The organism is Stenotrophomonas koreensis, from assembly GCF_001431525.1.
Classification (GTDB): domain Bacteria; phylum Pseudomonadota; class Gammaproteobacteria; order Xanthomonadales; family Xanthomonadaceae; genus Stenotrophomonas; species Stenotrophomonas koreensis.
This window is the reverse complement of record NZ_LDJH01000027.1, coordinates 77,601-95,006: the sequence shown is the minus strand read 5'-3', so window position 1 is coordinate 95,006 and position 17,406 is coordinate 77,601. Positions and strand designations below refer to the sequence as shown.

Annotated in this window: 18 protein-coding genes; 4 read left to right on the top strand and 14 right to left on the bottom strand. The window is 66.8% G+C overall.

Annotation, left to right across the window (positions count from 1 at the left end):
• The coding region (locus ABB25_RS12930; protein WP_057667446.1) for an arginase family protein at positions 1–794 on the bottom strand (794 nt) is incomplete at its 3' end.
• 10 nt (positions 795–804) lie between these two features.
• Positions 805–1,359 carry a cob(I)yrinic acid a,c-diamide adenosyltransferase gene (locus ABB25_RS12925; protein ID WP_057667444.1) on the bottom strand — a complete coding sequence of 185 codons (555 nt, stop codon included), beginning with the start codon at positions 1,357–1,359 and terminating at the stop codon, positions 805–807.
• A gap of 96 nt (positions 1,360–1,455) precedes the next feature.
• On the opposite strand from ABB25_RS12925, the gene ubiH reads away from it, so the two are divergent.
• A complete protein-coding gene (gene ubiH, locus ABB25_RS12920; protein WP_057667442.1) occupies positions 1,456–2,667 on the top strand; it encodes a 2-octaprenyl-6-methoxyphenyl hydroxylase in 1,212 nt (403 codons plus the stop codon).
• Complete coding sequence (locus ABB25_RS12915) at positions 2,664–3,842, top strand: UbiH/UbiF family hydroxylase (RefSeq protein ID WP_057667440.1); 1,179 nt, start codon at positions 2,664–2,666, stop codon at positions 3,840–3,842. The genes ubiH and ABB25_RS12915 overlap by 4 nt, the downstream gene beginning before the upstream one ends.
• A 23-nt stretch (positions 3,843–3,865) precedes the next feature.
• Here the strand turns inward: ABB25_RS12915 and ABB25_RS12910 are convergent, their stop codons facing one another.
• The 7 genes from ABB25_RS12910 to ABB25_RS12880 form a co-directional block, all read right to left on the bottom strand.
• On the bottom strand, positions 3,866–5,236 hold the full coding sequence (locus tag ABB25_RS12910) for an XVIPCD domain-containing protein (protein WP_057667438.1): 1,371 nt from the start codon (positions 5,234–5,236) through the stop codon (positions 3,866–3,868).
• A gap of 26 nt (positions 5,237–5,262) precedes the next feature.
• Positions 5,263–6,054: a hypothetical protein gene (locus ABB25_RS12905; RefSeq protein ID WP_152981221.1), complete on the bottom strand. Its 792-nt coding sequence runs from the start codon at positions 6,052–6,054 to the stop codon at positions 5,263–5,265.
• An 89-nt stretch (positions 6,055–6,143) separates the two neighbouring features.
• Positions 6,144–6,935 (bottom strand): hypothetical protein, encoded by a 792-nt coding sequence (locus ABB25_RS12900; protein ID WP_057667434.1) that lies wholly within the window; start codon positions 6,933–6,935, stop codon positions 6,144–6,146.
• Positions 6,936–7,012: 77 nt separating this feature from the next.
• Positions 7,013–7,432 carry an EF-hand domain-containing protein gene (locus tag ABB25_RS12895; protein WP_057667432.1) on the bottom strand — a complete coding sequence of 140 codons (420 nt, stop codon included), beginning with the start codon at positions 7,430–7,432 and terminating at the stop codon, positions 7,013–7,015.
• 105 nt (positions 7,433–7,537) lie between these two features.
• Entirely contained in the window at positions 7,538–8,596 is a 1,059-nt protein-coding gene (rlmM, locus tag ABB25_RS12890) for a 23S rRNA (cytidine(2498)-2'-O)-methyltransferase RlmM (protein ID WP_057667430.1), read from the bottom strand.
• Positions 8,597–8,653: 57 nt separating this feature from the next.
• Entirely contained in the window at positions 8,654–9,217 is a 564-nt protein-coding gene (locus ABB25_RS12885; protein WP_057667429.1) for a nucleoside deaminase, read from the bottom strand.
• A gap of 99 nt (positions 9,218–9,316) precedes the next feature.
• Positions 9,317–11,074: a glutamine--tRNA ligase/YqeY domain fusion protein gene (locus ABB25_RS12880; RefSeq protein WP_057667427.1), complete on the bottom strand. Its 1,758-nt coding sequence runs from the start codon at positions 11,072–11,074 to the stop codon at positions 9,317–9,319.
• A 166-nt stretch (positions 11,075–11,240) separates the two neighbouring features.
• Here ABB25_RS12880 and msrA point away from each other — a divergent pair, with 166 nt between their 5' ends.
• Together msrA and ABB25_RS12870 are read left to right on the top strand one after the other, a co-directional pair.
• Positions 11,241–11,897: a peptide-methionine (S)-S-oxide reductase MsrA gene (msrA, locus tag ABB25_RS12875; RefSeq protein ID WP_057667451.1), complete on the top strand. Its 657-nt coding sequence runs from the start codon at positions 11,241–11,243 to the stop codon at positions 11,895–11,897.
• The gene (locus ABB25_RS12870; RefSeq protein ID WP_057667425.1) at positions 11,890–12,402 is read left to right on the top strand and encodes a flavodoxin family protein; all 513 of its coding nucleotides are present in this window, start codon (positions 11,890–11,892) and stop codon (positions 12,400–12,402) included. Before msrA ends, ABB25_RS12870 begins: the two co-directional genes overlap by 8 nt.
• Positions 12,403–12,416: 14 nt before the next feature.
• Here the strand turns inward: ABB25_RS12870 and ABB25_RS12865 are convergent, their stop codons facing one another.
• The 5 genes from ABB25_RS12865 to ahpC all read right to left on the bottom strand — a co-directional run bounded on the left by ABB25_RS12865 (position 12,417) and on the right by ahpC (position 17,137).
• Positions 12,417–13,061: a hypothetical protein gene (locus tag ABB25_RS12865; protein ID WP_057667423.1), complete on the bottom strand. Its 645-nt coding sequence runs from the start codon at positions 13,059–13,061 to the stop codon at positions 12,417–12,419.
• 69 nt (positions 13,062–13,130) lie between these two features.
• On the bottom strand, positions 13,131–13,544 hold the full coding sequence (gene rnk, locus ABB25_RS12860; RefSeq protein ID WP_057667421.1) for a nucleoside diphosphate kinase regulator: 414 nt from the start codon (positions 13,542–13,544) through the stop codon (positions 13,131–13,133).
• Positions 13,545–13,737: 193 nt separating this feature from the next.
• A complete protein-coding gene (gene oxyR / locus ABB25_RS12855; RefSeq protein WP_057667420.1) occupies positions 13,738–14,700 on the bottom strand; it encodes a DNA-binding transcriptional regulator OxyR in 963 nt (320 codons plus the stop codon).
• A gap of 66 nt (positions 14,701–14,766) precedes the next feature.
• Positions 14,767–16,335 carry an alkyl hydroperoxide reductase subunit F gene (gene ahpF / locus ABB25_RS12850; protein WP_057667417.1) on the bottom strand — a complete coding sequence of 523 codons (1,569 nt, stop codon included), beginning with the start codon at positions 16,333–16,335 and terminating at the stop codon, positions 14,767–14,769.
• 235 nt (positions 16,336–16,570) lie between these two features.
• A complete protein-coding gene (gene ahpC, locus ABB25_RS12845) occupies positions 16,571–17,137 on the bottom strand; it encodes an alkyl hydroperoxide reductase subunit C (protein WP_057667415.1) in 567 nt (188 codons plus the stop codon).
• Positions 17,138–17,406: the final 269 nt, after the last annotated feature.

The following is a 17,406-nucleotide window of genomic DNA, read 5'->3' as shown; positions in this document are numbered from 1 at the left end:
TGGATAAGAGACATGGCAAAGTCCTCGGCATCGAGCATCAGGTCGGCCTGCGGGTCACGCATATGGCCATCAAAACCGGCCGAAAGGATCAGCAGCTGCGGCCGGAAGTCGTCAATGGCCGGCAGGATTTCGTCGGCCCAGGTGTTGCGGAAGCGCAGGCCGCCGCTGCCTGCAGGCAGCAGAGTATTGAAGATGTTGCCCAGCCCGCGCTCACGGCGCTGGCCCGAATACGGGAACAGGCCGGCCTGGTGGCAGGAGAAATAGGCCACGCGTGGCTCGTGCTGGAAGATGTCCTGGGTGCCGTTGCCGTGGTGGACATCGAAATCGACCACCGCTACCCGTTCCAGTGCATGCCGGTCACAGGCATAGGCTGCGGCAATGGCGGCATTGTTGAACAGGCAGAACCCCATCGCCGCGGTGGCGGTGGCGTGGTGGCCGGGCGGACGGATCGCGCAGAACACGCTGCTGGCGTTGCCCTCCATCACGGCATCGACCGCATCAATGCCGGCACCGGCCGCATACACCGCCGCTTCGGCCGAACCCGGCGAGGCATAGGTGTCCTGGTCCAGCGCATGCAGCGGCTGGCCCTGGGTGGCCATCACCGTTTCGATCAGCCCGGCATCATGCACCCGGGCCAGTTCGCCGTATTTGACCGGACGCGCCTGTTGCCAGCGCAATGCCTCGCCCAGCCCGTCGCGCAGGGCCTGGGTCACCGTGCTCAGGCGTTGTGGGCATTCGGGATGATCGGGGCCGGGATCATGCCCCAGGCAGGCCGGATGGGTGATCACCAGCATCATGGTTTCCTCAGCCGTGGCGGCGTGCGTGTTCCCAGATCACCTCACCATGGCCGGCACTGCGGGCCAGCACCCGGGCCAGCACGAACAGCAGGTCGGAGAGCCGGTTGAGATAGCGCACTGCCTGCCCGCGCACGCTTTCCACCCGCGACAGCGCCACGGTGACGCGCTCGGCGCGGCGCACGATGGTGCGGGCCAGGTGGCAACGTGCGGCTGCCTCGCCACCGGCCGGCAGGATGAAATCCTTCAGCGGCGGCAGGTCCTGGTTGTAATGGTCCAGCTGCTGTTCCAGCGCGTCGATATCGGCATCGATGATCGCCGCATGCCCGGGAATGCACAGCTCGCCGCCGAGGTCGAACAACTGGTGCTGGATCCGGGTCAGCAGCTGGCGGACGTCGCCGGGCAGTTCCACCGCCAGCAACACGCCGATGGCCGAGTTGGCCTCATCCACGGTACCGAACGCTTCCACCCGCAGGGCGTCCTTGCCGGTGCGGCTGCCGTCGCCCAGTCCGGTGCTGCCGTCATCGCCGGTACGGGTGTAGATCTTCGACAAACGGTTGCCCATGGTTCTTCATCTATGCAAGGCCAGCCTGCATTCTAGCCAGCAGCACGCCATCCGCCAGCGGGGTGGCACAAGCCGGGGTGGCTTATCATTGCCGGCATGAGTACGAACCATGATGTGGTCATTGTTGGTGGCGGCCTGGTCGGGGCCAGTCTGGCGATCGCGCTGCAGCGTATTGGCGTGGACTGTGCGCTGGTGGAGGCCAACCCCGCCGGTACGCCACCGGCAGTGTTCGATCAACGCAACCTCAGTTTTGCCGCCGCCACCGTCAATGCGCTTACCGCACTGGGGGTGATGGCCAGGCTGCGCAGCGCCACCGGGCCGATCCGGCGCATCCATGTCAGCCGTGCTGGGGATTTTGGCCGGGTCACCCTGGACGCTACCGACTATGACCGGCCCTGGTTCGGCCAGGTGGTGGTGGCGCGCGATTTCGGCCTGGCGCTGGAGGCGCGGCTGGCCGAACTGCCGGCCCTTGCCCGTTACCGCCCGGCGCGCTTTGTGCGCCTGGGAGCGGTGGTCGATGGCCGCCGGCCGGTGGTGATTGCCGGAGACAACGGTGAGCAGACCCTCAACGCACGGCTGGTGGTCGGCTGCGATGGCACCGCCTCGAGTGTGCGCCAGGCCGTGGGCATTGGCACCCTCGAGCAGGATTACCTGCAGACCCTGTTCGTGGCCCGGGCGCGCGCCGAGCGTGGCCCCGATGGCACGGCCTGGGAGCGTTTCACCGACAGCGGCCCGACCGCGCTGCTGCCGCGGGGTGACCGCCATTACGGGCTGATCCACACGGTGCCGCGTGCCGAAGCGGGCGCCGTGGCCGCACTGGACGATGCCGCGTTCCTGGCCCGGGCGCAGGCTGCCATTGGCTGGCGCGCCGGGCGCCTGCTCGAGGTCGGCCCGCGCAGCGCCTACCCGCTGGCCCGGGTGCTGGCACGCGAGCTGGTGGCGCCACGGGTGGTGCTGATGGGCAATGCCGCCCAGACCATCCACCCGATCGGTGCGCAGGGCTTCAACCTGGGCCTGCGCGATGCGCTGACCCTGGCTGAGCTGATCGAACACGACCGCAATGACCCGGGCAGTGCCGGCCAGCTGGCCGCGTATGTGGCCCGGCGCGGCCCGGACCGCGAGCAGACCCTGGCCTTTTCCGATGGCCTGGCCCGCTTCACCGGCAACGAGCGCCCGGCCGCACGCGGCCTGCGCAGCCTCGGCCTGCTGGCGGCTTCGGCCTCGGGCAGCCTGAAGGCCACGCTGGTCGGCGGCGCGATGGGCTTTCGCGGTGAGGTACCGGCACTGTGCCGGGAGGACGCCGCATGAGCCGCACGCCGGGCAACGATGTGGTGGTGGTCGGCGGTGGCGTGGTCGGTGCGGCCTGCGCGCTGGCGCTGGCCCAGGCTGGGTTGTCAGTGGTGCTGGTGGAAGGGCGCGAGCCGCCTGCCTGGCACGCCGACAACCCGGACCTGCGGGTGTATGCCTTTGCCCCGGACAACGCCGCCCTGTTCAAGGCGCTGGGCGTATGGGAGCCGATCCGCCAGGCACGCGCGGTGGCGTATCGCCGCATGCGGGTCTGGGATGCGGCCGGCGGTGAAGAGCTGGCCTTTGATGCCGACCACCTGGGCCGGGCCCAGCTGGGCTGGATCATCGAAAACGGCCTGCTGGTCGACCGCCTGTGGGCCGAGTTGCCGCTGTCGGGCGTGCGGATTGAATGCCCGGCCACGGTGGAGCAGCTTGAACAGCACGCCGATGGCGTACGCCTGCGCCTGAGCGATGGCCGCAGGCTGGAGGCCGGCATGGTTATTGCTGCCGACGGCGCCGATTCGGCCGTGCGCAGCATGGCCGGCATCGGTGTGGACCGGCATGACTACGGCCAGCGCGGCGTGGTGGCCTATGTCGACAGCGAGCTGTCCAATGAAGCAACGGCATGGCAGCGCTTCCTGCCGACCGGGCCGCTGGCGGTGCTGCCGGCTGGCAGCCAGCGCAACTCGATTGTCTGGACCCTGCCCGATGAAGAAGCGGCGGCGATGCTTGCTTTGGACGAGCCGGCCTTCAACCGCGCGCTGACCAATGCCTTCGGCGGACGTCTGGGCGCATTGACCCTGGCATCCAAACGCGTGGCCTTCCCGCTGCGCCGGCAGCTGGCCGATCGCTATCTTGAAGGGCGTGTGCTGCTGATCGGCGATGCCGCCCATGCGGTGCACCCGCTGGCCGGGCAGGGCGTCAACCTGGGGCTGCGCGATGTGGCCGCCCTGCGGGCCAGCGTGCTCGATGCCAAGGCCAAGCGTCGTGACTGGGCCAGCCCCGCACGCCTGCAACGCTGGGCCAATGCCCGCCAGAGCGAAGCGACGGTGGCCGCCAAGAGCTTCTCGGCGATCAATACCCTGTTCTCCAACGACGAACTGCACCTGAGCCTGGCCCGTGGCCCGGCGATGGGCCTGGCCGGCAAGCTGCCGCCGCTGGTGAGCCTGTTCTGGAAGCATGCTTCCGGCGGCTGAGGCACCGGGCGTGCGCCTGAGCGTCAGGCCATCTGCCGTGCGGGTGCCTGCTGCGGCGCTTGCGCCTGCAGCTGCTCCTGCGCACGTGCCTGCTGCTGTTGTTCACTGGCCTGCTCCAACAGGGCCAGTGATTGCCCCCCGGGCTGCTGGCAGGCTTGCGCGGTAGGCAGGTGTGTTCGGCAATGGGCAGGGTCTTGCGGCGCACCTTGCACCGCAAACACGCGCGCGGCGGCCGCTGCCTCGGCTGTTGCGCAGCTCAGCAGTACCGCATCCACCCGTGTCAGGCCGGCCGTGCAGGCCTGCGCGGTCAGTGCCAGGGTCATGTTTTCGCTGCGCACATCAAAAACGCGGCCGGCCTGTGCATCGAGCTGCTCCACGCCGGCCCGGGTCTGGGTGTAGAGCGCATGCGCGGGGTGGTCGGGGTTGGCCGGGTGACGCTGGGTCTGTGCCAGCAGCCGGTGTTCCAGTTCGAGCTTCTGCTCTTCGCCCAGGTCGGCAGACGGTTGCAGTGGCCGCCCGCGGTTGGGGTCATCGGGGTGGTAGTCCTGGCGCAGTTGCTGCTTTTCCAGGCGCAACTGGCGGGTATCGTCCAGCACCTCGCGCAGGGCTGGGTCGGCAAGCGGGTGCAGCCGGTCGTGGGGCAAGCCGTCCTTGAAGGCATTGTCGCGGGTTGCCAGCATCCAGCCTTGGTCGGTGTGCTGGTACAGGCTGCCAGCCAGCACGATGCGGTTGGGGTCCTGGTAGCTGAGGGTAGGGTCAGCCCCTTGTGATAGCAGGGTGGCCGAGCCATGTGCCACCAGGCCGAGGTTGGCGATGCCGCCGTCCCACCATCCGCGCTCCAGTGTATTGCGCACCATGGTTTCACCGGCACGCCATGCGCCCATGTTCAGCAGGCCACCGTCCAGCTGCATTTCCCAGTAGGCCTGCATGGCTTTCTCGCCATGGGCCGCCAGCACCGCTTCCATCGCGGCCTGGGGTGTCCAGGCGCGCGGGTCCAGTTCGTATTTCTCGAAGGCGCGTTCGTGGGAAAGCTTGACGTCTTCTCCGGGCAGGTTGAGGGCGAGATGCGCATCCCCGCGGCGCATGTGAAATTGCCGCCGCTCCAGGTCCTGGCGGATCAACTCGATGCCGAACTGTTCCCAGTCACGTTCAGTCATGTCCGTGCGGTCGGGGTGCTGCGATCCATGCTCGGACTGCTGGCGTGCCACAAAGCCGGCAACGTGGCGGTTGGCAATCTGCCCGGCCAGCGAGTCGTTGTTGCCAACGCCCAGGGCCATGGCCGGGTACTTGTCCACGCCCTCCAGCGCGGCCAGGTAGTTGAAGTACAACACCCGGTTTCCTTCAGCAGCGTAGTGCTGGAGGATTTGCAGGTCTTTTTCGGTGAGTCCTTTCATGGGTCAGTCCTGTAAAGCAATCTGGGTCAATCCAGTTGGGTGGCATCCAGAAGCTGGTGGAATGCCGCTTCAATGGCCTGCCACTGCGCCAGATGTACACGCGCGTAGCTGGCGTGGATTCGATAATTGTGCTTGCGGTCGATGAAGTGGTGTTCGCAGCCGGCTATAGGAAATGTGCCAGTTGAACGATATTGCTGACCATCCCAGAGCAATCCGTCCGGTTTCTGGTGGGCGTCGCACTTGATGAAACTGCGCAGGCGTCCTTGTGCATCGCGGGCGATATACCAGTCATCGCCCATGCCATAGCCGGTGCGGTCCTGCCACTTGCCGAACTTGGCTATGGCCCGCTGCTTGTGCTGTTCGAACAGGGCCGGGTCCACGTCGTGACGGGTCAGCCCATGCAGCTGCAGGGCAGCAGGGCGCAGGGCCAGTTGCTCGCGCGGGTCGTTGTCCTCATAGGCATCGCCGGTCTGGTACCAGCGGCTGGTGGCGCGTTCCAGTACCGCATCAATCGGCACCTTGTCCACGTAATAGAAGCTGTACTGGACTTTCATGTACGGCGAATAGGAAGGGCGATGCAGGGCATTGGGAGGGCGAGGGCCCAGCTCGGGCAGCAGCATCACCAGCGAGCCCACCGCGTCGGGTGATGGGCCATGCTGGTTATGGAAATAATCCACCGGGATGGCAAAGCGGTAGGGTCCCAGCTGCTGGATGGCCGTGCCCGGCGGCGCGGCACTGGCCGGCTCACGTGCAGGTGGCTGCTGGCAGGCGGCCAGCAGCAGGCAACAGATCAGGGGCAACAGCCGTGACAGGTTCATGGCCCCATTGCAGTCCATGTCCGGGTCGGGTGTCCAGCATGGGCCCTGTATACAGGTGGATTCTGTGACCGTATGCCTCTTGCTGTTGCTCAATCCAGTTGGGTGGCATCCAGTAGCTGGTGGAATGCCATTTCAATGGCCTGCCACTGCGCCAGATGTACACGCGCGTAGCTTGAATGAATGTGGTAGCTGCGTTTGCGGTCGATGAAGTGGTGTTCGCAGCCGGCGATGCGGCCAATGCCTGCGGATCGATATTTGTCCCCCTCCCACACCACCCCATCAGGCTGCTGAAGGGGGTCGCACTTGATAAAGCTGCGCAGGCGACCCTGTGCATCGCGGGCGATATACCAGTCATCGCCCATGCCATAGCCGGTGCGGTCCTGCCACTTGCCGAACTTGGCTATGGCCCGCTGCTTGTGCTGTTCGAACAGGGCCGGGTCCACGTCGTGACGGGTCAGCCCATGCAGCTGCAGGGCAGCAGGGCGCAGGGCCAGTTGCTCGCGCGGGTCGTTGTCCTCATAGGCATCGCCGGTCTGGTGCCAGCGGCTGGTGGCGCGTTCCAGCACCGCATCAATCGGCACCTTGTCCACGTAATAGAAGCTGTACTGGACTTTCATGTACGGCGAATGGGAAGGGCGATGCAGGGCATTGGGAGGGCGGGGGCCCAGCTCGGGCAGCAGCATCACCAGCGAGCCCACCGCGTCGGGTGATGGGCCATGCTGGTTATGGAAATAATCCACCGGGATGGCAAAGCGGTAGGGTCCCAGCTGCTGGATGGCCGTGCCCGGCGGCGCGGCACTGGCCGGTTCACGTGCAGGTGGCTGCTGGCAGGCGGCCAGCAGCAGGCAGCAGATCAGGGGCAGCAGCCGGGGCAGATTCATGACCCCATTGCAGCCCAGGTGTGGCGCGGGTGTCCAGCGCGACGCCGGTGATCGGTGCCCACCGGCGCGCCGGTTTTTCAGTCGATCAGCCAACCGGCCAGATCGCTGCGGTCCAGCTTGCCGCGGCGCTTGATGTCCAGTGCCTTGAATTCGTCATTCAATGCCGGATGCGCGGCGGCTTCAATGCGGTCGATGAAGCCATCGGCATTGGTATCCAGGGTGGCGAAGGTGAGGCGATAGGCAGCGGTATCCACGCTGTCCGGCTGTACCGAGCGCACGCTGACCGGGGTATCGCCTTCGGCCACGGCAATCTCTACCCGTCCGGTCTGTGCGCCGGCGGCCAGCGACTGGGTGCGGATGCCCACCGGCAGTTCCGGCATGGCCTGGGTCTGTGCCGGGTTGCCCGGAGCCGGGCGGGCGGCAGGCACGGTCCGGGCCAATGCCAGGGTGGGCACCAAGGCAAACACGGCAGCGAAGATCAGCGGCAGGCCACGCATGGCAGGCTCCTTGAACGGGGATGCCGCACAGACTGCCGCAGATGTGCTGAATGGGCGGAATCTGCGCCCGGGATGCACCGGTTTGGCCGGTGCATCGGCAAAGGCTCAGCGGCGGCTGAGCGGGGTGACGAAAACGGTGATCTCTTCGCGGTCGTGGTAGAGCTGTTTGGCGCGGATCAGCAAGGGCTTGCCGGCCTGCTGGGCAAACAGCTCCAGGCACAGGGCGGTTTCGTCCCAGCGCTTTTTCATCGGCAGCTTGAGGTTGAAGATGGTGTGCCTGCACCAGCCTTCGCGCAGCCAGGTGGCCATGCGCTCGGCGACCTTGCGCGGCTGCTCGACCATGTCGCAGACCATCCAGTCCAGCGGCTGTTCCGGCTGCCAGTGGAAGCCGTCGGCACGCAGGTGCTCGACCAGGCCGGTATCGAGCACGTGCTGGCGCAGCGGCCCGTTGTCGATGCTGGACACCTTCATGTGCTGGCGGGTCAGTACCCAGGTCCAGCCGCCGGGAGCCGCGCCGAGGTCGGCGGCCTTCATCCCGGCCTTGACCAGACGCTCGCGCTCATCGGCATCGAGCAGGGTCATCAGGGCCTCTTCCAGCTTCAGCGCCGAGCGCGAGGGCGCCTCGGGCAGCAGCTTCAGCCGCGGGATGCCCAGTGGCCACGGCGCGCTGTCGCGGGTATCGGCCACGCTGACAAAGGCGTGGGTGCCATCGACAAAGGTGATGTGCAGGCGCGGCAATTTGGCGTTGGGCTTGTCGCTGAGCAGGCCCGCCTTGCGCAGCGCCGGGCGCAGCGCATTGCCGAAACTGCGCGCCAGCCCGGCCAGCGGTTTGCCGGCGTCCGAATCCGGGTGCTCGACCCAGAGGTCGCCAAAGCGCGATTGTCCTTCCAGCGCGGCCAGGATCGGGGTGATGCGATCGGTCGGGTCCAGCTGCGGCAGTTCGGCCAGCACGCGCAGTTTCTGCCGCGCGAAGATCAGCCCGCGCCAGGGCAGCAGCTCGCTGAGCGTATCGACCTGGTCGGGCTCGCAGGCGTAGAGCACATAGCCATCGTTGCGGCGGGTACGCGCATAGCCGGCAATGCCGGCCTGGCCGGCGCGTTCGGTCAGTTCGGCGGCCAGTTCGGGTTCAAAACCCTGGCGGCAGTAACACAGCAGACCGGACATGGGGATTCCTTGGGTGAGGCTCCGCCGCGGCGGAGCATTGGGCCTGGGCCCGGAGGGTCAGTAATGGGCGCCGTTGGCCTGGCCATAGGCGGCCAGCACGCTGCAGGCCTGTTCGCGCAGGATGTCGCAGCGGACCTGGATGCCGCGCTGTTCCAGCGCGGCGATCCAGTTTTCCGGCAGCGGGCCTTCGTCAAAGCAGGTCAGTGACTCCACGTCACTGGCGCGGGCGCCGATCAGCAGTTGGTCGATGCCGGCCCAGACGGTGGCACCAAAGCACTGGCAGCAGGGTTGTGAGGAGGTGGCCAGGGTAATTGGCCCGGGCAGTACCGCATTGATCCGCGGGCTCTGCAGCTTCTGCTGGGCCAGCATGTAGGCCATGTTCTCGGCATGGGCCAGCGAGGTCGCCTGCGGCACCACGCGGTTGACCCCGGCGGCAATCACCCGGTCGTTGGCATCAAACAGCACCGCGCCAAACGGCCCGCCGCTGGCGTGGTCCACGTTGTGGCGTGACAGTGCGATGGCCAGGGCCACCTTGGCCTCGTCGCCGGGATAGGTAGCCGTCAGGTCCACCGCCTCGTGGATCCATACCGGCAGGGTGAGATGGACCTGTGCCTGCAACATGCTTGCTCCTTGTCATTGCCAGCGCGGTAGCGAAAACGGCCATGGACCTGGGGTGGTCCATGGCCGGTCATCGGAGCCCCGGCCGGATTGCCGCCGGCCTTACTTGCTGGCCCAGATGTCGCGCAGGGTCACGCTGCGGTTGAACACCGGCCTGTCGGCACGGTGATCGTAACGGTCGGCGACAAAGTAGCCGGTGCGCTCGAACTGGAACGAGGTTTCCGGCGCGGCGCTGGCAGCGGCCGGCTCTACATAGCCGGTGACGACCTTGCGCGATTCCGGGTTCAGGTAGTCGCGGTAGGTCTTGCCGTCGGCTTCGTCGTCCGGGTTTTCCACCGAGAACAGACGGTCGTACAGGCGGATTTCCGCTGCCACCGCGTGCTGTGCGCTGACCCAGTGGATGGTGCCCTTGACCTTGCGGTTGGCGCCCTCCATGCCCGGGCGCGATTCCGGGTCCAGCCAGCCACGCAGTTCGACCACATTGCCGGCGTCATCCTTGATCACCTCGTCGACGCGGGCGATGCCGGCACCGCGCAGGCGGATCTCGCCGCCAGGCACCAGCCGCTTCCAGCCCTTGGGCGGGACTTCGGCAAAGTCCTCGCGCTCGATCCACAGCTCGCGGCCGAACGGCACCTGGCGGCTGCCGAAGGACTCATCCTTCGGATGGTTGGCGAAGCTCAGCGATTCCTCATGGCCTTCGGCCAGGTTGGTCAGCACGAACTTCAGTGGCTCGACCACGGCCATGCGGCGGGCAGCGGCGCTGTCCAGGTCCTCGCGCAGCGCGCCTTCCAGCACCGAGAAGTCGATCAGCGAGTTCTGCTTGGAGATACCCACGCGCTCGGCGAACAGGCGCATCGCCGCCGGGCTGTAGCCGCGCCGGCGCAGGCCCTGCAGGGTCGGCATGCGCGGGTCATCCCAGCCGTCGACCAGGTTTTCGGTGACCAGCGCCATCAGCTTGCGCTTGCTCATCACCGTGTAGTTGATGTTCAGGCGCGAGAACTCGATCTGACGGGGCTTGGCCGCCTCGCGCGGCAGGCCCTTGTCCACCAGCGGCTGGGTCAGCTCCGGGCTGTTGGCAAAGTCGACGTTGTCCACGCACCAGTCATACAGCGGGCGGTGGTCTTCGAACTCCAGCGTGCACAGCGAGTGGGTGATGCCTTCCAGCGCATCGCCCAGGGCGTGGGCGTAGTCGTACATCGGGTAGATCGGCCAGGCATTGCCGGTGTTCTGGTGCTCGACGTGCTTGATCCGGTAGATCGCCGGGTCGCGCAGGTTGATGTTGCCGCTGGCCATGTCGATCTTGGCGCGCAGGGTGCGGCTGCCGTCGGCGAACTCACCGGCGCGCATGCGCGCGAACAGGTCCAGGTTCTCCTCGACGCTGCGGTTGCGGTACGGAGACTCGCGGCCCGGTTCGGTCAGCGAGCCGCGGTAGGCACGCACTTCCTCGGCCGACAGGTCGCAGACATAGGCCTTGCCGTCGCGGATCAGCTTCTGCGCGCCCAGGTAATAGGCGTCGAAATAGTCCGAAGCGTGGCGCAGCTCGTTCCATTCAAAGCCCAGCCAGCGCACGTCGTCCTGGATCGCCGCCACGTACTCGGGGTCCTCGCGGGCCGGGTTGGTGTCGTCAAAGCGCAGGTTGCACACGCCGGAGAACTCGCCGGCAATGCCGAAATTCAGGCAGATCGACTTGGCATGGCCGATGTGCAGGTAGCCGTTGGGCTCGGGCGGGAAACGGGTCTTGATCGCGGTGTGCTTGCCGCTGGCCAGGTCCTCGCGGACGATCTGGCGGATGAAGTCGCGTTTTTCGACCGGAGTGGCTTCCGGCGCGGTGCCGGCGTTGGGGGCGGTGTTCTCGGACATGGTCGCTGCAGGCTGAAAATCTGACCGGCTAGCATAGCGCGAAGGCGCGCTTTCGGCCTGTCCGGCATCGGCTGGGGGGCGGCCGGCGTTCAAGCCGCGCGTGCGCGCGTAGACTGGGCCATCCGCTTGTTGTCGAGGTTTTTCCATGCTCCCGCTTGCTTCGTTGATCCGCGGTATCGGTGCCTTCAAGCAGCGCCTGCCGGCGCCGGAAGATGCGCTTCCCGGCCGCGCCGAGCCGCTGCCACTGCACAACGTGCACTTCGTCAACGGCCAGCCACTGCGCGGCCAGTTCCCGGGGATGCAGACCATCGACCTTGGCCTGGGATGCTTCTGGGGCGCCGAGCGCCGGTTCTGGCAGTTGCCGGGGGTGGTCACTACCGCGGTCGGCTACCAGGGCGGCTACACCCCGAACCCGACCTACGAGGAAAGCTGCACCGGCCTGACCGGGCACACCGAGGTGGTGCGGGTGGTGTTCGACCCGGCCCGGGTCAGCCTGGCTACGGTGCTGGCCACCTTCTGGGAAAGCCATGACCCAACCCAGGGCATGCGCCAGGGCAACGATGTGGGCACCTGCTACCGCTCGGCGATCTACTGCCACAGCCCGGAACAGTTCGCCGCTGCCCGGTCCAGTGCGGCGGCCTACCAGCAACAGCTGGACGCGGCCGGTTACGGGCCGATCACCACCGAGATCGTCCATCCGGCGCCGCCGTTCTACTACGCCGAGGACTACCACCAGCAGTACCTGGCCAAGAACCCGGGCGGTTACTGCGGGCTGGGCGGCACCGGGGTGAGCTGCCCGCTCGGGCTGGATGTCGATGGCTGAACCGGCGCCGCGCTGCCTGCTGGTGGTCTGGCACAGCCTGACCGGGGCCACCGCCGCCGCGGTCGATGCGCTGTGCGCCGGCGCCCGTGAACAGGGCGGCGATGGCCTGCAGGTCCGCGCCGTGCCGGCGCGCGATGCCGGTGCGGCCGATGTGCTGGCCTGCGATGCGCTGGTGCTGGCCACCCCGGAGACACTTGGCTCGATCAGCGGGCTGATGAAGGATTTCCTGGACCGCAGCTATTACCCGCTGCTGGATCAGTGCCCGGGCCTGCCGCTCGGGTTGGTGGTGGTTGCCGGCAGCGATGGCGAGCCGACCGTGCAGCAACTGGGGCGGGTGGCCACCGGGCTGCGCTGGCGCCAGGTCTGTGCGCCGCTGCGCCTGTGTACCCGGGCCCAGAGCATGCAGGCCATCCTCGCGCCCAAGCAGCTCAGCGCGCAGCAGCAGGCGCAGGCACATGAATGGGGTGCCACCCTGGGTGCCGGCCTGGTGCTGGGGGTGTTTTGAAGCGTGTGCAGGGCTTAAAGCACTTCCACGCCACAGACATAGACCAGCTCGCAGGCACCGGCACCGCTGTCGTCGCGGCGCAGTGAGCTGCGCCAGCGCCAGCCATTGGCGCCTTCGACCTGGACCAGCCAGCCCTGCAACCGGATGTGCTGGTCTGGCTGGATCGCCAGCAGCGCCCGGGCAATCTGCTCGTTGCCCGGGATCATGTGCATGTTGGCGCTGTGGTCGCGGATCTGCGCCGGTGGCAGCGGCGGCTGCCCGTTCCAGCGGTAGTGGTACCAGCGCCCGGACTGGGAAATGTCCAGCTGCTGCAGCACCGCCGTCTCGCGCATCGGCCCCCAGCCCAGGGCCAGGTCCAGCGGGGAATAGCGTGCTTCCTCGCCCTGGCTGTAGCGTTTGCGGCCCAGCACCCGGGCTTCCAGGCTGAAACCGGCCAGGGCGTTGATCCGACCCTGCGCATGGGCCAGCGTCAACCCCGGCGGCGCCTCGGTCTGCAGTGGCAGTGGACTGCGGACGTGGTGCGGCGGCAGCGGGCAACCGGCAGCGTGCAGCGGCCCCGCACCCGCAGCGGGCAGGCCCTCGGGACGACGGGTCAGCCAGACGGTGCCGCCAAGCACGGCCGTCATCAACAACATGACGTGGCTGATCTTCAGGCGCATGGGTTCAGGCAGGTGGTGATGCCGACCATTGCCGCAGCGTGTCCATGCGGCAATGGCATGCGGCGGCGATTACAGGCCGGCCAGGCTGGGGGTATCGACCTGGCGTACGCGCAGGCGCAGCTTGCGGCCGCCCGGGGCGGTCCAGTCGATGCTCTGGCCGATGGTCAGGCCGAGCAGGGCGGTACCGACCGGGGCCAGCACCGAGACGCGGCCGAGGTCGACATTGGCCTCGTGCGGGTAGACCAGGGTCAGGGTGTGCACATCACCGGTCAGTTCGTCCTCGCACTGCACGGTGGCGTGCATGGTGACGGTGCCGGCCGGCACCTGGTCCGGTGCCACGATCTGGGCCCGGTTCAGTTCATCGCCAAGGGTGACCGCGGCCGGATTGCGGGCATGGACGGGGGACTCGAGCATGGCATCCAGGCGTGCCAGGTCGTGGCTGGAAACGATGATCGACGGCGGCAGGCCACTGTTGGTCGGCATGAGGTGCTCCTTCAAATAGTACAAACGGGAAACGCAGAACAGGCGGCACTATTCCAGCGCCGCCTGTTTGGGTTTTTCAGTGCCAACGCAGAGGTTGGCATGGGGTGATGATCGCTGTTGCGCGTGGGTGGTGCAATGGCTGGGTCAATCGCGTCGGAAATTTCGCCGGAAGTGGCCGGCTGTGTGGCGATTGTCAGTGCGCAACTGTGACGGCCGGCTGAGTTTCGCTCACCGCCCGGGTCGTTTCCGGCGCGAGCTGGAACAAGGCAGGCGGCACGTTGCGGAACAGTTCGGCCATCTGTTGCAGAAAACCACTCATCGCCGAAGAGCGGCGCCAGACCAGGCCGATCCGGCGGCTCGGTGGATGGCTGTCCTGGAAATTGAGCAGCTGCACATTGCCCGGCAGGACCATGGGCGGCTGCACTGCGAGCATCGGCAACAGGGTGATGCCGACATTGGCCGCGACCATCTGGCGCAGGGTCTCCAGGCTGGTGGCCTGGAAGCCGCCTTTTTCGCTTGCCCCTACCAGACGGCAGACATTGAGCGCCTGGTCGCGCAGGCAATGCCCATCTTCCAGCAGCAGCAGGCGCTGGTCGGAGAGGTCATCCATCAGCAGCGACTGCTTGCTGGCCAGGGGATGGCCTGCCGGAACCGCGAGTACAAAAGGCTCTTCAAACAGGAACTCGGCCTGCAGCTGGTCATCGGCCAGCGGCAGCGCCAGGATCACCGCGTCCAGCTTGCCTTCGCGCAGGCGTGCCAGCAGGACATCGCTTTTTTCCTCCACCAGCAGCAGTTCCAGCTTGGGAAACCGCTGGCGTACCAGTGGCACCACGTGCGGCAGCAGGTAGGGGCCCAGGGTGGGGAAGATGCCCAGGCGCACGGTGCCGGCTTCCGGGTCGCGTGAACGGCGCGCGGCCTCCTTCATCTGCTCGACCTCGGCCACGATCGCGCGTGCGCGGTCGGCCGCCTCGCGCCCGGCCGGGGTCAGCATCACCTTGCGCGGTGCCCGTTCCACCAGCGACACCCCCAGCTCGTCTTCCAGTTTCTTGATCTGGGTCGACAGCGTCGGCTGGCTGACAAAACAGGCCGCCGCCGCGCGACCGAAATGTTTGTGGTCGGCCAGGGCCACCAGGTATTTGAGGTCGCGCAGGTTCATCGGCAGGTCTCGGTTGGGCTGGCCGGAGGGCAGGTGCCCTCCGGTTGGCTGCAGCAGCGGGGTGGCTTACTTGGCCGGCGCCGAGCTGCGGATCAGGTGGTCAAAGGCAGCCAGCGAGGCGGTGGCACCAGCGCCGACGGCAATCACGATCTGCTTGTACGGCACGGTGGTGCAGTCGCCGGCAGCGAACACGCCCGGGACATTGGTCTGGCCGCGCTCGTCGATGACGATCTCGCCACGGTTGCTCAGCTCCACCGTGCCCTTGAGCCATTCGGTGTTGGGCAGCAGGCCGATCTGGACGAAGATGCCTTCCAGCTCGACGGTGTGGCCCTGGCCGCTGTCGCGGTCGTTGTAGGTCAGGCCGGTAACCCGCCTGCCGTCGCCGAGCACCTCGGTGGTCTGCGCATTGAGGATCACGGTGACATTGCCCAGGCTGTGCAGCTTGTCCTGCAGCACCTGGTCGGCGCGCAGCGCGGTGCCGAACTCGATCAGGGTGACATGGGCGACGATGCCGGCCAGGTCGATGGCTGCTTCCACGCCGGAGTTGCCGCCGCCGATCACCGCCACGCGCTTGCCCTTGAACAGCGGGCCGTCGCAGTGCGGGCAGTAGGCCACGCCCTTGTTGCGGTACTGCTCCTCGCCGGGCACGTTCATCTGCCGCCAGCGGGCGCCGGTGGACAGGATCACGGTCTTGGACTTCAGCGAGGCGCCATTCTCCAGCTTGATCTCGACCAGGCCGTCATCGCCGGCCGGTACCAGTTCGGTGGCACGCTGCAGGTTCATCACGTCCACCTCGTACTGCTTGACGTGCGCTTCCAGTGCCATGGCCAGCTTCGGGCCTTCGGTTTCCTGTACCGAGATGAAGTTCTCGATGGCCAGGGTGTCCAGCACCTGGCCACCGAAACGCTCGGCGGCCACGCCGGTACGGATGCCCTTGCGCGCGGCGTAGATCGCCGCGGCAGCACCGGCCGGGCCGCCGCCGACCACCAGCACGTCGAAGGCGGACTTGGCGGCGATCTTGGCCGCTTCACGCTTGGCCGCACCGGTATCCAGCTTGGCCACGATCTGCTCCAGGCTCATGCGGCCGGAGTCGAACATCTGCCCGCCCTGGAACACCATCGGCACCGCCATCACCTGGCGCTGCTCGACCTCGGCCTGGAACGCACCGCCTTCGATCACGGTGGTGCGGATGGACGGGTTGACGATGGCCATCAGCGACAGCGCCTGCACCACGTCCGGGCAGTTGTGGCAGGTCAGCGACATGTAGACGTCGAAGTCGTACTCGCCCTCGATGGCCTTGATCGAGTCGATCACCGACTGCTCGACCTTCGGCGGGTGACCGCCGGTCCACAGCAGGGTCAGTACCAGCGATTCGAACTCGTGGCCCAGCGGCAGGCCGGCAAAGCGCACGCCATGGTCCTGGCCCTCGCGGGTGACCAGGAAGGACGGGCGGCGGGCATCGCTGCCGTTGGTATCCAGCGTGATCCTGCCGTTGCCGGCGGCAACGATGTCATCGAGCAGGCCGCGCATGTCCTGGCTGGCGGCGCTGTCATCGAGCGAGGCGATCAGGCGCAGCGGCTGGCGCAGCAGGCCCATGTACTGTTGCAACTGGGTCTTGAGGGTATCGTCGAGCACGGAGCCACTCCTTCGTCGAGGCAAAACGGGGGGAGGACGCAGCTGCCGGGGCAGCGCATCGGGAAAGGGTAGGGGTGAACCGCAGCGTACTGTGGGCTGGCGGGCGTGTTGCTGGCGGGCATCAACACGCTGCGGTTCACCCCCACACCCGCCGTAGCGGCGGGGTGGGAGTGTTGCGGTGAAGGGAAGTGAGGCCCTGTCTGGCTCCTCACTCCTCTCCACTCGTTTGTGACACTTAGATCTTGCCGACCAGGTCCAGCGACGGGGTCAGGGTCTGGGCGCCTTCCTTCCACTTGGCCGGGCACACCTGGTTCGGGTTGGCGGCGGTGAACTGGGCAGCCTTCAGCTTGCGCAGGGTCTCGGAGACGTCACGGGCGATCTCGTTGGAGTGCACTTCCATGGTCTTGATCACGCCTTCCGGGTTGATCACGAAGGTGCCGCGCAGGGCGAGGCCTTCTTCAGCGATGTGCACGTTGAAGGCGTTGGTCATCTGGTGGGTCGGGTCGCCGACCAGCGGGAACTTGGCCTTGCCCACGGCCGGCGAGGTCTCGTGCCACACCTTGTGCGAGAAGTGGGTGTCGGTGGTGACGATGTAGACCTCGGCGCCGGCCTTCTGGAACTCGGCGTAGTTGTCAGCGGCGTCTTCGATCTCGGTCGGGCAGTTGAAGGTGAAGGCTGCCGGCATGAAGATCACAACCGACCACTTGCCCTTCATGGTCTCGTTGGAGACTTCGATGAACTGGCCGTTGTGGAAGGCGTTGGTCTTGAACGGGGCGACCTGGGTATTGATCAACGAGGACATGAAAGTTCCTTATCAGTTGCAGGGAGGGGTGAAGCGATGGAGGAAGATTAATAGGCTGGGCCTAATGTATCAAATGAATTTAATAGATCAAACCGATAGTTCTTGCCTATCGACATGCCTCCGTAAACGCAGCTGCCTATATGGGTGTGTGGCGGCAAACTTCAAGCTGCTGCCTCCCTCGTGCTGGCCGATCGCCGTGGCTGGCCGGGTCTGATGGCTGGCCTGCCGGCGCGGTGGGTTAAGCTGCAGCGCCTTCAATACTGCTGTGT